This window comes from Chryseobacterium sp. sg2396 (genome assembly GCF_042610505.1).
Lineage (GTDB): Bacteria > Bacteroidota > Bacteroidia > Flavobacteriales > Weeksellaceae > Chryseobacterium.
In genome coordinates this window covers 342,985-356,682 of the sequence record NZ_JBHGAQ010000001.1, presented here as the reverse complement: position 1 = coordinate 356,682, position 13,698 = coordinate 342,985, and the positions used below count along the sequence as shown (strand labels likewise).

12 protein-coding genes are annotated in these 13,698 nt (G+C 41.2%); 7 read left to right on the top strand and 5 right to left on the bottom strand.

Annotated features, from left to right (window positions below):
• Positions 1-106 precede the first annotated feature (106 nt).
• The gene (locus tag ACED20_RS01615) at positions 107-607 is read left to right on the top strand and encodes a hypothetical protein (RefSeq protein ID WP_294232638.1); all 501 of its coding nucleotides are present in this window, start codon (positions 107-109) and stop codon (positions 605-607) included.
• 200 nt (positions 608-807) lie between these two features.
• Here ACED20_RS01615 and ACED20_RS01610 read toward each other — a convergent pair whose 3' ends face one another.
• Positions 808-1,263 (bottom strand): Hsp20/alpha crystallin family protein, encoded by a 456-nt coding sequence (locus ACED20_RS01610; RefSeq protein ID WP_345765935.1) that lies wholly within the window; start codon positions 1,261-1,263, stop codon positions 808-810.
• A gap of 244 nt (positions 1,264-1,507) precedes the next feature.
• Here ACED20_RS01610 and ACED20_RS01605 point away from each other — a divergent pair, with 244 nt between their 5' ends.
• Positions 1,508-2,296 (top strand): EcsC family protein, encoded by a 789-nt coding sequence (locus ACED20_RS01605; protein ID WP_378103295.1) that lies wholly within the window; start codon positions 1,508-1,510, stop codon positions 2,294-2,296.
• A 70-nt stretch (positions 2,297-2,366) separates the two neighbouring features.
• Here the strand turns inward: ACED20_RS01605 and ACED20_RS01600 are convergent, their stop codons facing one another.
• Both ACED20_RS01600 and ACED20_RS01595 read right to left on the bottom strand, forming a co-directional pair.
• A complete protein-coding gene (locus ACED20_RS01600; protein ID WP_378103294.1) occupies positions 2,367-3,125 on the bottom strand; it encodes a hypothetical protein in 759 nt (252 codons plus the stop codon).
• Between the two features lie 306 nt (positions 3,126-3,431).
• Positions 3,432-3,779, bottom strand: coding sequence for a hypothetical protein (locus ACED20_RS01595; RefSeq protein ID WP_378103293.1), 348 nt, complete (start codon positions 3,777-3,779; stop codon positions 3,432-3,434).
• A gap of 343 nt (positions 3,780-4,122) precedes the next feature.
• Between ACED20_RS01595 and ACED20_RS01590 the strand changes: the two genes are divergently transcribed.
• From ACED20_RS01590 to ACED20_RS01575, 4 genes are all read left to right on the top strand, one after another.
• Positions 4,123-5,586 (top strand): DUF2130 domain-containing protein, encoded by a 1,464-nt coding sequence (locus ACED20_RS01590; protein WP_294237076.1) that lies wholly within the window; start codon positions 4,123-4,125, stop codon positions 5,584-5,586.
• Between the two features lie 238 nt (positions 5,587-5,824).
• On the top strand, positions 5,825-6,217 hold the full coding sequence (locus ACED20_RS01585) for a helix-turn-helix transcriptional regulator (RefSeq protein WP_294197850.1): 393 nt from the start codon (positions 5,825-5,827) through the stop codon (positions 6,215-6,217).
• Positions 6,218-6,257: 40 nt separating this feature from the next.
• Positions 6,258-6,860 (top strand): endonuclease domain-containing protein, encoded by a 603-nt coding sequence (locus ACED20_RS01580; RefSeq protein WP_294232650.1) that lies wholly within the window; start codon positions 6,258-6,260, stop codon positions 6,858-6,860.
• 233 nt (positions 6,861-7,093) lie between these two features.
• Complete coding sequence (locus ACED20_RS01575) at positions 7,094-7,729, top strand: hypothetical protein (RefSeq protein ID WP_294306487.1); 636 nt, start codon at positions 7,094-7,096, stop codon at positions 7,727-7,729.
• A gap of 169 nt (positions 7,730-7,898) precedes the next feature.
• Here ACED20_RS01575 and ACED20_RS01570 read toward each other — a convergent pair whose 3' ends face one another.
• Both ACED20_RS01570 and ACED20_RS01565 read right to left on the bottom strand, forming a co-directional pair.
• Positions 7,899-9,884: a urocanate hydratase gene (locus ACED20_RS01570; protein ID WP_378103292.1), complete on the bottom strand. Its 1,986-nt coding sequence runs from the start codon at positions 9,882-9,884 to the stop codon at positions 7,899-7,901.
• Positions 9,885-10,288: 404 nt separating this feature from the next.
• Complete coding sequence (locus tag ACED20_RS01565) at positions 10,289-10,648, bottom strand: T9SS type B sorting domain-containing protein (RefSeq protein ID WP_363315509.1); 360 nt, start codon at positions 10,646-10,648, stop codon at positions 10,289-10,291.
• Positions 10,649-10,976: 328 nt separating this feature from the next.
• On the opposite strand from ACED20_RS01565, the gene ACED20_RS01560 reads away from it, so the two are divergent.
• Positions 10,977-11,084, top strand: a complete 108-nt coding sequence (locus ACED20_RS01560; RefSeq protein ID WP_363315666.1) for a hypothetical protein — start codon at positions 10,977-10,979, stop codon at positions 11,082-11,084.
• Positions 11,085-13,698: the final 2,614 nt, after the last annotated feature.

Genomic DNA, 13,698 nt, shown 5'->3' with positions numbered 1-13,698 from the left:
AATCCAATAGCAAAAAGCTAAGTGCGATCAGCTATTTAATATTTCTCACCCTGAAAAAAATTCCGATATTTCGGCTTCAAAACAGTTCCCAACTTTTATCACTGCCATGAAAGAAGAAAGCATAAACCGTCTGAATCATGTGTTTTACAACTTAAAAACGGAAGAGGAAAAACTCAGAGACAGCCTGGCCCGAAAAAAAAGCGAAGAAGACCTTTTTCTGGAGGATTTCAGAACACTGTGCAAAAACTTTATTGATCCGAAAATGCAGGAATTCCGGAGAATGCTGAGAGAGAACAAATTCGGAAGCAAAATATCTTTCGCAGAAGAAACTGCAAACCCAGCGGGAGTTCTTGCCCAGCCCCACATCAAACTTCAGATCTCAAGAAATGTTGATTCTAACTTCTATGCGAACGATAAATTTCCGCATATTATGTTTGTGGCCGACAAAAATTTAAAAAGGATCGGAATTCATCTCGATACTATTTTCCAGAACGGAAGCGGTACGGCGGTTCTCAAACCCGACTTCTATACCCTGGAAACCCTTGATGAAGACTCCATCGAAAGAGAAATTGTCGATGCCCTTGAAAAAATACTGGTTAACCGTTAAGATCTATCCATCATACAAAGAAATATCAAGCCGGTAGTCCATAAAAATCTCCGATTTTTATTCTTATGTTTTCCCTTTTTGAAAAGCGTAAAAATCCCTTTGTGACTTATGTGTTAAAATTTTTTAAACCACAAGATAGCGAAGCATATAAAAAACAATTGGCTCTCCTGAGGAAAGCCAATTGCTGTCATTCTATTGATTTACTTAATTTCAATAAGTCTCGGTGCCTGTTTCTTTGCTTTTTCCGTTTTCGGAATGATCAGTTTCAGAACACCGTTTTCATACTTCGCTTCAATGTGTTCTTCATCCACCACATCCTTCGCAAGCTCGAAGCTTCGCTGAAAAGACTGGTAGCTGAATTCCCTTCGGGTGTAATTATCTTTGGATTCTTCCGTTTCATTCTTTTTAAAGGATGAAATCGTCAGAAGGTTGCTGTCCAGAGTAATACGGAAATCGTCTTTCTGCATTCCCGGTGCGGCGACTTCCACCTCGAAATGGTTATCATTTTCCTTGATGTTCACCGATGGAACGGTAGTTAAGGTAGAAGAAAAATTGGTGTTGCCCCAGTTAAAAAGTTCGCGGCTGAAAAAGTCATCGAACAGGGTACGTGTTCCGGCAGGAAGCAAGCTGCCGTTGTTTCTTTTTACGATTGACATAACAAACGAATTTTTAAGGTTAAACAATAATTTTAATGATCGTACTCAAATATTTTCAAAGGTTGTACCAGGGTTATATAGCTGAAATCTTGTCATTTGAAATGAAAAATTGTCAGTTTTGAACGATAAAATTGTCAGATTATGGAAATCCGTAGTTCCCTGATGATTTTTAACCCTTATTTTTGATTAATATTAAACTATTTCTTTAATAAACAATTCGAACAAGCAAATTATATATACTATCATGAATTTATCAAAAAATCATCTTGAAGAATTACGACATGCAATGGAGATCCTCGAAAATCCAGGTATTATTGCCAAAATTACAAACATATTTGGCCAGCCAATTGAAAAAGCACTAGAATTTCTTCCTAAAAATATACATGAAAAAATAGGGTCAATTACAGAAACAGCTCTATTAAAAGCAGCAGACACTGCTATTTTTACTATGAAGGATACCCCGAACACCCAGCCTTCGAACTGGTGGCATAAAATCAGCGTAGCCACATCGGGAGCGGTCGGCGGATTTTTTGGGCTGCCGGCTCTTGCGGTAGAGCTTCCGATTTCCACAACCATTATGTTGCGATCTATCATTGATATAGCCCGCAGCCAGGGAGAATCAATCAGCGACCCTAACGTAAAACTGGCCTGCCTGGAAGTTTTTGCGCTGGGAGGAAATAGCGAATCGGATGACGCAAGCGAAAGCGGATATTTTGCAGCACGGATTGCCCTGACAAAAACCATGGCAGAAGCAGCGAACAAACTTGCAGGAAAAACCATTGCCGGAGAAGGAGCTTCCGCTATCATCAATTTTATCTCAAAAATTGCAAGTCGCTTCAGTATACAAATCAGCGAAAAAGTAACCGCCCAGGCTGTTCCTGCCATTGGAGCAGCAGGGGGAGCAATTCTTAATACGCTGTTTATAGACCACTTTCAGGATATGGCAAAAGGCCACTTTATCGTCAGAAGGCTGGAAAAAGTTTATGGTGAAGAGACTGTAAGACACGCTTATGAGGAAATGCTGAAAAGATAATCTGCAATAAAAGTTGGATGAAATACCAATTGCTTAAACTTTGTCAAAGACTTTTAGCTTTGACAAAGTTTTACCGATGAAAATACCGAGGATCGGGATATTGAAATTCAAAATTCAGTTCTGAGATCAGCTTTTGCGGGGAAATTGTCCTTCCCTTTTCAGCGCGTTTTCCTAAATACGGAAGATCTTTTTGTGCATTTATCACTTCTTCCTTATCGGGATGAACAGGCGCCACAACATTGTACACTTTTGAAGTTAAACTATATTTCAGCATTTTTTCAACAACCGAACAGATGTCTGTATAATGAATATGATTTACCAACTGATCAAGGTTGGAGATGTTGTAATTTTTCAGCAGCCTTTCACCGCCCATTAAACCACCCAATCTGAGGATATTGGTATGTGGAAATTTTTCCAGGATGAAGTTTTCACTTTCCACTTCCGTTGCGGGCAGATCGTCTTCCTTAAATTCTTTTTCGGTATCCGGATAAACACCCGTGGAGCTTGTATAAAATATCTGTCCTTTGAAATCCCCGATAAACCGAAGCAGGTTCTGCCGTTTTCCTGTCATTGGAATTTTTGAACCTCTCAGCCCGGAAAAAGGAACGGCAATGATAATGGCATCCAATTCAGAAACTGTTTCCCAGGTCTTCATTTCAGCATCTGCTTCGTCAGGAAATTTTATTAAAGTCGTGTGATAGCCTTTGGCGTTCAACCCATCAAGCTTTGATTGTGTGGTGGTCGTTGCAAAGATTTCATAGTCTTTTGACAGATGTTCTGCCAAATGGTTTCCTAACCAGCCACAGCCGATGATTCCCAGTTTTTTCATATTTAATTTTTTAGATTTGATTGATTTTTAAGGCTGCAAAGATTTATAATTTTATTCAGGATCCTGATAGTTTTGAAGAGTTCTATGAATGTACAAAACGTCTTCCCCATAATTGTAAATAAAAGAATTATGTTGGTTAAAAGAAATCTGTAAAAAACTGTATCTTCAAATCTCTTAAATATAACTTTATTTTCTAATAACATTTTTATCACATTTTCGAATTTTTCTAGAAAGTTCTCCAATACATTTAAATCCCATTTATCAACAAGAAAAGATTCTATATTCAGCAGATCTTCCTTCGCTTTCTCAGAGATTTCGTAACGCATGCGCCTTGTAATTTTCCAAATGTTTTCTCATATCTTCCAGAACGATCTCTCCCGGAATTCCTTTTTCATTCTTAAAATCTTCTTCTGTCTTCTTTAATGACTCCAGAATTTCCTCTTTTGTTTCATTGCGCCATTCCTTTACTTCTATGGTTTTTGAGATCACCAGCAGCTCTTCCGGGGTAAATCTTTTTTCTTTCAGCTTCTTAAAAAATGTCGGTTTTTTAATCCCGGATTTTTCGATAATATAAGACAGTTTGAAAGGTGAATTTTTAATGATCTCATCGATGTTATTCTGAATCTCGATAAATTTTTCTATTTCTGCTATCATTTTTGTTGTTTTTTAAGTATCAATTTATGATACAAATATAATAAATTATTTATCTGACTAACATATTCAGTTATATATCAAAAAAAATTACTATGGAAAACCGTAAATAAAATATAGATGCTTTTATTAATTTTATAATTCAGAAAAAGTAGTCAAACAATTTGAATGCGTATAATTCATTGACGATTTCCTTATGACTAATAATCATTCCGGAAAAGCCAAAATCCGTAATCACCTTTACAATCTAGGTTAGTTTTTCTATATTTGAACAGATTACGGTTTGGATCAGGCTTAAAAACCTCCCAAGCCGGATTTGAAACAAAAATTAAAGTTGAATTACATCATGAACGATATTAAATGTCCGCACTGCCATAAAATTTTTAAAGTTGATGAGGCGGGTTTTGCTGATATTCTCAAACAGGTAAGGGATCATCAATTTGAGGAAGAGCTGCAGTCGCGGCTGGATCTTGCAGAAAAGGAAAAAGAGAATGCGATTAAACTTGCGGAAGCGACCCTCAAAAATTCCATACAGAACGAACTGGCAGATAAGGAGAAAGAAATCCTGCAGATCCGGGCGGCCCATGAAAAGGTTCTGGCGGAAAGGCTGGCGGAGAAAGAAAATCTCCTGGCGAATCTTAAATCAAAACTTGAAAATGCCGAAACCGAAAAGAAGCTTTCCGTTTCCGAAGCCGTTAAAAGTGTAGAAAAAGAAAAAGACGATAAGGAGAGAGAAATCTTACGCTTGAAAGCCGAGATCGAACGTAACCTGACCGAACAGCTGTCCCATAAAGACGTTCTGATATCGCAGTTGCAGACCAAATTGGAAAATGCAGATACCGAAAAAAGGCTTTCCGTAACAGAAGCCGTTCAGAAAATAGAAAGAGAACGGGATGAATACGCCAGCAAAGTAACCCTTAAGGAAACCGAAAAGGAGCTCCTGGAAAAATCCCTCAACGAAAAACACCTGGCTGAGTTGAAGGCTAAAGAGGATATCATCCGGCACAAAGATGAAGAGATCGCCTTCCGCAAAGACATGAAACTTAAGCTCTCGACCAAAATGCTGGGAGAAACCCTGGAGCAGCACTGCGAAATAGAATTTAACAAGCTCAGATCCATCGCTTTCCAGAATGCTTATTTCGAGAAAGACAATGATGCCCGGACCGGAAGTAAGGGCGACTACATTTACAGGGAAACAGACGATGCCGGCAATGAAGTGATCTCGATCATGTTTGAAATGAAGAACGAAGGCGATGAAACCGCGACCAAAAAGAAAAACGAAGACTTTTTCAGGGAGCTGGACAAAGACCGGAATGATAAAAAATGTGAATATGCCGTTTTGGTGACCCTTCTGGAAGCCGACAACGAACTGTACAACGCAGGAATCGTTGACGTATCACATAAGTACCCGAAAATGTATGTCGTACGGCCGCAGTTTTTCATCCCGATGATCACCCTGCTCAGAAACGCCGCACTAAATTCGATGAAGGTAAAAGCAGAACTGGCCTTTATTAAAAACCAGAATATCGACATCACGAATTTTGAAGAAAACATCAATACCTTCAAGGAAGGCTTTGCGCGGAACTACGAGCTGGCCAGCAGGAAATTCAAGACCGCCATTGAGGAAATAGACAAAACCATTATCCATCTTCAGAAAACGAAAGACGCCCTGCTTTCCTCGGAAAACAATTTACGGCTTGCCAACAACAAAGCCGACGATCTTAGCATTAAGAAGCTTACGAAAGGAAATCCGACGATGGCCGCCAAGTTTGAAGAGCTTAAAAACAGCACCGGTAACGAACTGATGTAATTTCACATGACACCTTTCCGAAAAATCAAACTATAAGAAAAATTCGCAGTTATAAAAATTTTGAAATTTATGTAATTGATATATCGCAAATTGAATAATCTATCGAACATAAAAAACTTTCTCTCACTGGTTTGCTTAATACTCTTTCTCCCACAAATAAATTAACACTTAATCCTCCTTGCCCAATCCCCCAATATTTTCTAAATTTACCCTTTACTAAACAATAAAAACACCGGTCATGGAACAAAAAGTACATCAGGGGCGCAACGTCAAAAGATTCAGGGAGATGTTAGGCATCAAACAGGAGGCTTTGGCTTTTGATCTGGGGGAAGAGTGGAACCAGAAGAAAATATCGCTATTAGAACAGAAAGACGTAGTAGAAGAATCTCTTCTACAAAAGATTTCTGAAGTTTTAAAAATTCCTGTGGAGGCTTTTCAGAATTTTGATGAGGAGCAGGCGATTAATGTTATATCAAACACTTTCACAAGCAATGATACCTCAACATTAAATGCTATTAATTCCAACTGCAATTTTAATCCGTTAGACAAAATGGTTGAGTTGTATGAAAGGATGCTTCAACAGCAGAAAGAAATGATCGAGAAGCTTGAGCAACTTTTACAGAATAAATAATCTACAACCCGCCTTAAGGCGGGTTTCTTTTTTGAAAACTTTGTCAAAGATTTTCAACTTTGACAAAGTGTGGGTTATCACGAGTACCGGAAGTACGGAAATTCCCTCCCGTGGAGGGGAATTGTATTGGTGTAAATTTTCATACCTGAAATTGGGAAGCGGCTTTATACTTCTCCAATTTCCGAAAAAAACTTACATTAGTCCAAAATTAAAAACACAAATGCCGGAAAAACAGATACTCACCCATATACATGGCATCATTATTTACCGCAATTTTGTCGAAAATTTACCTTACAATCCTCATCTCAAACCTTTAATAAAGGAAAAAAGAAAATTAGGGATTTTGTCAGAAGTCTTATTTTGGAAACAGGTTCGGAATAAAAACTTTTACCATATTGATTTTGACAGACAAAGAATAATTGGTAATTATATTGTTGATTTGTATGTAAAATCATTAGTCCTTGTTGTTGAAATTGATGGTATAAGTCACGATTTTAAGCAGGAATATGATTTGGAAAGGGCAAAGTTTCTGGAGAATCTGGGTTTGAAAATTTTTAGAATCACTGATTTCGATGTGAAGCAAAATCTTTCAGTAGCAATGACTGCTCTCGAGAATTTTATTATTGAACATTGGAGTGATTAAATAATTGGTTATTAAAATGGGTGGATTCAGATAAAACCTGCATGAACCACCCCGTCAAAATTTTTTCAAAATTTTGCCACCCCTCCACGGGAGAGGAATTTTTATCGCAGGGTAAATTTTCCAAACTGACACTGATTTCAAAGCTCATATTTACAACCGCAGGCAACCATATTCAAATTTAGTCGTCTTTAATACAGAAAGATTCATTACCTGTTTAACCGTAAATAATTAGCATGAAAAAGACACTTTGTATTTTAGGCTTCTTCGTAAGCTGCCACCTGTTTTTTGCACAAAAGGATCATCTCGCCTTTTATGGCGGACTAGAATTACAGCCGGCCTTAAGGGGGTATGCGCCGGCCTTCCACATGAATGCCCGGGGATATATCAACGACCGCGTTTCATTGGGTGGCGTACTGACCTATACCCAGCAGAATCACTCGGACAACTTTGGATACCTGACTGATCGGACGAGATCTTTTCACACAACATTCAATGCATTGGGCCAAAATGATCTTATCCAAAAGGAAAAGTTTTCTTTTAGTGCTTATATTTCTACAGGGGTGTACTTATTCAGCCTTGTGAATCCCGATGAGACCTACACTCAAAGCTCTTACAATCAGATTGATGGAATATGGTTCGTTACTCAGCAGGAAGCACCACGAAGATTAAGCCGGGATCTGTTTTTCAATATACAGCCCGGATTAGACGCCTCCTATAAGCTGGGGACGATTACCAAAGAAAATGTAGGGATCTATCTCACTTCGCGGGTGGGCTATCAATTTGTCTTTGGAAATGGACGCAACATCAACGGTTCCCAACTTACCAAACCTGTGATATCCCTGGGCATAACTCTTAACGGACCAAAATAAAACCATTAACTACTATTCATGAGATCTTAAAAGACAAAACCTGCCTTTGGGCAGGTTTTGTTATATTATTTAAACTTTCAGATATGCTTTTAATTCTATTATTCTTTTTATAAAACCACCCCGTCAAAATTTTTCAAATTTTGCAACCCCTCCGAGGGATGGAACTTTATCAAAACAGGCTTTCATCCACAAAATTCGGCAGCGTTACTTTCAGTTTCGGTTCGGCTTCCATGGCTCTTTTGATGGCGAATACGGCACCTTCGTTCCGGGCCCAGCTTCTGCGGGAGATTCCGTTGTTGACGTCCCAGAAGAGCATGGATTTCAATCTCCGGTCGGCATCATCGCTACCATCGAGCAACATTCCGAAACCGCCGTTGATCACTTCACCCCAGCCTACCCCGCCACCATTGTGAATGGAAACCCAGGTCGCCCCGCGGAAACTGTCGCCGATCACGTTGTGGATCGCCATATCTGCTGTAAATCTCGAACCGTCATAGATATTGGATGTCTCGCGGTACGGCGAATCGGTTCCGGAAACATCGTGGTGGTCTCTTCCTAGTACAACCGGGCCAATCTCCCCGTTTCTGATCGCCTTATTGAAGGCTTCCGCGATTTTCATTCTCCCCTCAGCATCGGCATACAGGATTCTTGCCTGTGAACCTACGACCAGTTTATTTTCCTGTGCCCCTTTGATCCACTGAATGTTGTCTTTCATCTGCTGCTGGATCTCTTCCGGGGAATTCTGCTGGATTTTCTCCAATACCGCACAGGCAATATCATCCGTCTTTTGCAGGTCTTCCGGTTCTCCGCTGGCACATACCCAACGGAACGGCCCGAACCCGTAATCGAAGCACATCGGCCCCATGATATCCTGAACGTAAGAAGGAAATTTAAACTCTCTCCCTAACGTCGGATGATCCGCCATCACATCGGCCCCGGCCCTGGAAGCTTCCAACAGAAATGCGTTTCCATAGTCGAAGAAGTAGGTTCCTTTTTCCGTATGTTTATTGATGGCTTCCGCATGTCTTCTCAGGCTTTCCTGAACTTTATCTTTAAACAGTTCCGGATCTTCTGCCATCATTTTGTTGGATTCCTCAAAGCTCTGTCCGGCAGGATAATAACCTCCCGCCCAAGGATTATGCAGCGAAGTCTGGTCTGAACCGATATCGATTCTTACATTTTCCTGATCGAATTTCTCCCAGACCTCAACGATATTCCCAAGATAGGCCAGCGAAACCGTTTCTTTATTTTCTCTTGCGGTTTTTACACGGGCTACCAGCTCATCAAGGTTTTCATGGATTTCGTTCACCCATTTCTGTTCATGGCGGATTTTGGTAATCTTCGGATTCACCTCGGCACAAACCGTTACACAACCGGCAATATTCCCTGCTTTCGGCTGTGCGCCGGACATTCCGCCCAATCCTGAGGTAACGAACAGTCCGCCTTTCGGTTCTTTATTGATCTTCCTGAAAGCATTCAGCACGGTAATCGTTGTTCCATGCACGATTCCCTGCGGACCGATGTACATATAGCTTCCCGCCGTCATCTGTCCGTACTGCGTTACCCCTAAGGCATTGAATTTCTCCCAGTCATCCGGTTTGGAGTAATTCGGGATCATCATTCCGTTGGTGACCACTACCCTGGGTGCATCTTTATGCGATGGGAACAATCCCATCGGGTGCCCGGAATACATCACGAGCGTCTGCTCGTCCGTCATTTCCGAAAGGTATTTCATGGTTAGAAGATATTGCGCCCAGTTGGAGAACACCGCCCCGTTTCCGCCATAGGTAATCAGTTCGTGGGGATGTTGCGCCACAGCATAATCCAGGTTATTCTGGATCATCAGCATGATGGCTTTAGCCTGTCCGGATTTTCCAGGATAATCTGAAATCGGACGCGCCTTCATCTCGTAATCGGGACGGAAGCGGTACATATAAATCCTTCCGTATGTTTCCAGCTCTTCCCTGAATTCCGGCAGCAGTTCCGCATGAAACTGAGGTTCGAAATAACGAAGCGCATTCTTCAACGCCAGTTTTTTTTCTTCCTCTCCTAAAATCTCCTTTCGCTTCGGCGCGTGGTTGATCTCCGTTTCATATGGTTTCGGTTGTGGCAGTGTGCCCGGGATGCCCTGCTGTATCTGTTCCTGGAATGTCATATCGTGTTGATCGTTGTTTATAATTATTGGATTTTTGTGGTTTAAAGATATTCAAATTAGAAAATCCGTGCAACTTCTATGTAAAATTTACAATGCTGTAAATTTCCGTTCGTTCAGGAAAGAAAAATAACGATAGTGAATAAAAAAACACTATCAATAAATTCACTTGAGCCGAAATCATAATGTATTTTAAAAATAAGATTTTAATTAATTCATTAAGGCTCAATAACATTAAATACAAAATCAGTACGGCAAAAGCTTCCCTCCGGACCGGAATGGTGGTTAAGCTTAGAAATAACGGTGAAAATATAGAATTTTCCGTGTTTTTTAAAAGCACGTTTTGCTTCAAATAATAAAAAAACCCCACTGAAAATCCAGTGAGGTCCATGATATTATGTTAAAATTTAATTATTGTTTTTAACCAGGATCCATCCGGTAAACGTTCTTCCGTCCGGAAGGGTTATCACGTACCAGTAACTGGAAGTTGGGATCGCTCTTCCTTTGATGGTTCCGTCCCAGTAGAATTCCGTATTGGATTTCTGTTCAAAGATCAGGGCCTGGTAACGGTCGAATATCTTAACGGTCGACAATCTGTTGCCGAAAACCTGAAGGTTCTTAACGATCCAATGGTCATTCATCCCGTCTCCGTTCGGCGTGATGGCATTTTTTATATCCAGGACAACGCCCTGTTGTTTTACAATACAGTCGCTTCCGGTGTATTTCACATAGAAAGTGGTGATACCCGTCGGCAGGTTATAGAACATATTGGAAGACTGCCAGTTGATCCCATCGATGGAATACAGCATCGGTTTTGTTCCCGTAGCATGAACAGTAGCATTGCTTCCGTTAAACTCAAGATTCTCGATGACCGGAACTTCGTAATATTTCACTTCAAAAGTATCGGTATAAGAGCATCCGTTGCTTGCCGTAACGGTAAGCGTATACGTTCCCAGGACTTTAATTCCGGTGATAGTATCGGTGGTGGAGATTACCTGTCCTGCAGGATTTGTCCAGGTGTAGCTTGTTATCGTAAAGCCTTCTATCTTCACTTTATAATCCAGGGTTCCTTCCGGACAGAAATACAAAGTCGGAATATCGAATACAGGCGTATTTTTCAATGAAAGCTTAATCTCAACTCCATTCGGACATGATCCGGAAGCGCTTACTTTCACATATACCGTAGCGGGACTTACTCCCTGAGTATACGTGTAGCTGGAAGGGTTCGCAATAACGTTCGTACCGGCATTAAGGTCTGCCAGAGACGGATAATAGGTAAAAGTGGCATTGGATCCCGAATAGATCTGGTTCTGGAACTGTGTCAGATCCACATTTTCCGTACCGTTGTTTCCGGTGTCGCATGCAGCAAGCTGAAACGGGCCGCCGTTCTGCAAGGTCAGTTTATTTCCCAAAACAAAACTTACCGTGGCGATATCCTGGCATCCCGGGATATTCTGAACCCGCACCCAGATCTTCGCAGGGAAAGGATTTGCCGTAAAATTGGAAGGATTCGCAATCGGGTTTACATTATTCTGTGCATCTTGCTGGGTAAGATAAAAGGTAAACACATTATTCGGGCTTGGAAGATCCACCATTTGACCGGTAAAATTCAGCAGGTTGACTTCATAGCTCCCATCCAGGTTTTCGTCACAAACCGTAATCGTGGAATTGATTGATTTAGGCGGAAAAAAAGTATTCAGCTGGATCGGTGCTACCGAATAACAACCGGTTGTTTTCGACTGAAACCTTGCCCATACCTGTACCGTTGAAACATTTGCCGTTACGGTATTCCCGATCTGGTTGGAAGCATTTCCCGCATTGGCATCGGCCTCCGTATTGTAATAGGTAACCGTTATGTTGGACAGTGTGTAGGTATTCTGTGATGCGATAAACATCTGCGGAATGGCATCGTCCAGCTGAAAGGTTTCGCTGAGGTTGAAATCTTCGTCACATCGGTTCAAAGTGGCATTATTCAGCACAACCGTAGGTAAGAACGTCATGACGATATTCAGCTTGGAGACTGAGAAGCATTCGTTGTTATTAAATTTAACCTTTACAAAAACCGTCGCGCTTCCTCCTGAAACCGTAAACTGGGAAGGGTTTGTTATTTCATTGGAAAAAGTCTGGGTCGCAGCATTATAGTTGGAATAGTAAGTAAAGCTGACGTTCGGGCTGGATGAAATCTGGCTCTGTGCATTGGTGAGGTTATAGATTTCAACACCGTCATTATTATTATCGCAAATGTTTGTCAGATTAATCGTCACTACAGGATTTACCACCGGCGTTGAAGTTAAGCTTACCGTAAACGGATAAACCTGCTGACAGTTGTACGAGTTGATTTTCACAAAAAACTGTTTGCTTCCGTTCAGCGTATAGGCATTTACCGGATTGGTGCCGTTTGCCGCGTCGGTAGCCGTAAGATAAAAAGTTGTCGTAGCATTCTGATTACCGATGATGGCTGAAGAAAACTGCGACAGCTGAATATTCTCCGAGTTGTCATTGTTGAAATCACAAACCGTAAAGCTAGACTGTACAATAACCGGATGCACAAGATTTACATTGATCGGACGAATCGTATAACAGTCATCTGAATTTTCGAAACGCACATAATAAGTCTGGGTCACGAAATTTCCATCCGTGGTAATGGTCTGGTTCGGGCTGATCGGGTTCGTACCTGCTGTCGCGCTGATAAAAGTATAATAATATTCAGTCACAGGAACCGTAGTCGGTGAAAGCAGCATTCCGGTAGAAAGGGTACTTAAATTCACACTGATATCATCCGTTCCGTTGAAACAGATGTATTCCGTTTTATCGTTAGCCTGAATTTTTGTGAACGTGATATTCATATTGACCGTCGCCACAGCAAAACAGCCGTTCGGGATCTGAACCCTTACGTAAACGGTATAAGTTCCTTCTTTAATGGTACTTAAAACCGTACCCGACCCATTAAAGGCTTCATCATATGTTCCGTATGCTGCAAAAGTGGCTCCCTGTTGAGTCGTGATAAGCGGACCGATGTTCAGCGGGAAATCGAAAGGCTCCTGATTATCTGCGTTAATATCACACATCGTCAAAGAAAAATTGATCGGCGAATTCATATTCACCCCAGGTCTGAACTGGAAGTTCACAGGTCCTAAGATATAGGAGCAGTTTCCGTCCACCAGCCTTACCCAGATCTGGGTATTGGCGGTGATATTGGCTGTTGTTACAGGATTGGTATTATTCTGAGCATTCGTTTGGGTGGCAAAATATGAAATCCCGGTAGTTCCCTGTGGAAAAAGGTCCGAATTCAATGCATTTAAATTAAAATTAGGTTCCGATCCGTCGTTATTCGTATCACAAATCTCCACTGTACTTTTCAGCAGATTTTTAGTGAGTAGATTCAGTGTTAAAACCGCGACTCTGTAACAGGCCGGCACATTCGGATTCTGGATTCTTACATATAATACCGTATTTGCATTCAATGTATAATTGTTTGGTAATGCGGCTACATTATTCTGTGCGTTCTGAAGGCTGGTATGAAAGCTGAAGCTGAAATTGGCAGGGTTCTGAGTCGTTACATTGGCCTGAAAGCTATTCAAGGTAAGGTTTACAGGGGCATTTCCACAGAAATTCTGCGTATAGTTTTTGGCTGCCGGATAGGTAGCATCGAATGTCAGCGGAAAATCATCCGTTAAGGTAAGGTTCTGGGTTCCGCAACTGTTGAAGGTAACATTTGCCGTAAAAACATCGCTTTGCGTCGGGCATATTGATGCCTGGATGCCGTTTGCTACCGTCTGCCCTGCCGAATTCGTCCACGTTACCTGCGGCTGGATGA

What these genes read in the sequence shown, in the direction of transcription:
- ACED20_RS01615 (WP_294232638.1), top strand. Translation starts at nt 107, where the DNA reads ATGAAAGAAGAAAGCATAAACCGTCTGAATCATGTGTTTTACAACTTA.
- ACED20_RS01610 (WP_345765935.1), bottom strand. Translation starts at nt 1,263, where the DNA reads ATGTCAATCGTAAAAAGAAACAACGGCAGCTTGCTTCCTGCCGGAACA.
- ACED20_RS01605 (WP_378103295.1), top strand. Translation starts at nt 1,508, where the DNA reads ATGAATTTATCAAAAAATCATCTTGAAGAATTACGACATGCAATGGAG.
- ACED20_RS01600 (WP_378103294.1), bottom strand. Translation starts at nt 3,125, where the DNA reads ATGAAAAAACTGGGAATCATCGGCTGTGGCTGGTTAGGAAACCATTTG.
- ACED20_RS01595 (WP_378103293.1), bottom strand. Translation starts at nt 3,779, where the DNA reads ATGATAGCAGAAATAGAAAAATTTATCGAGATTCAGAATAACATCGAT.
- ACED20_RS01590 (WP_294237076.1), top strand. Translation starts at nt 4,123, where the DNA reads ATGAACGATATTAAATGTCCGCACTGCCATAAAATTTTTAAAGTTGAT.
- ACED20_RS01585 (WP_294197850.1), top strand. Translation starts at nt 5,825, where the DNA reads ATGGAACAAAAAGTACATCAGGGGCGCAACGTCAAAAGATTCAGGGAG.
- ACED20_RS01575 (WP_294306487.1), top strand. Translation starts at nt 7,094, where the DNA reads ATGAAAAAGACACTTTGTATTTTAGGCTTCTTCGTAAGCTGCCACCTG.
- ACED20_RS01570 (WP_378103292.1), bottom strand. Translation starts at nt 9,884, where the DNA reads ATGACATTCCAGGAACAGATACAGCAGGGCATCCCGGGCACACTGCCA.
- ACED20_RS01565 (WP_363315509.1), bottom strand. Translation starts at nt 10,648, where the DNA reads ATGTTCTATAACCTGCCGACGGGTATCACCACTTTCTATGTGAAATAC.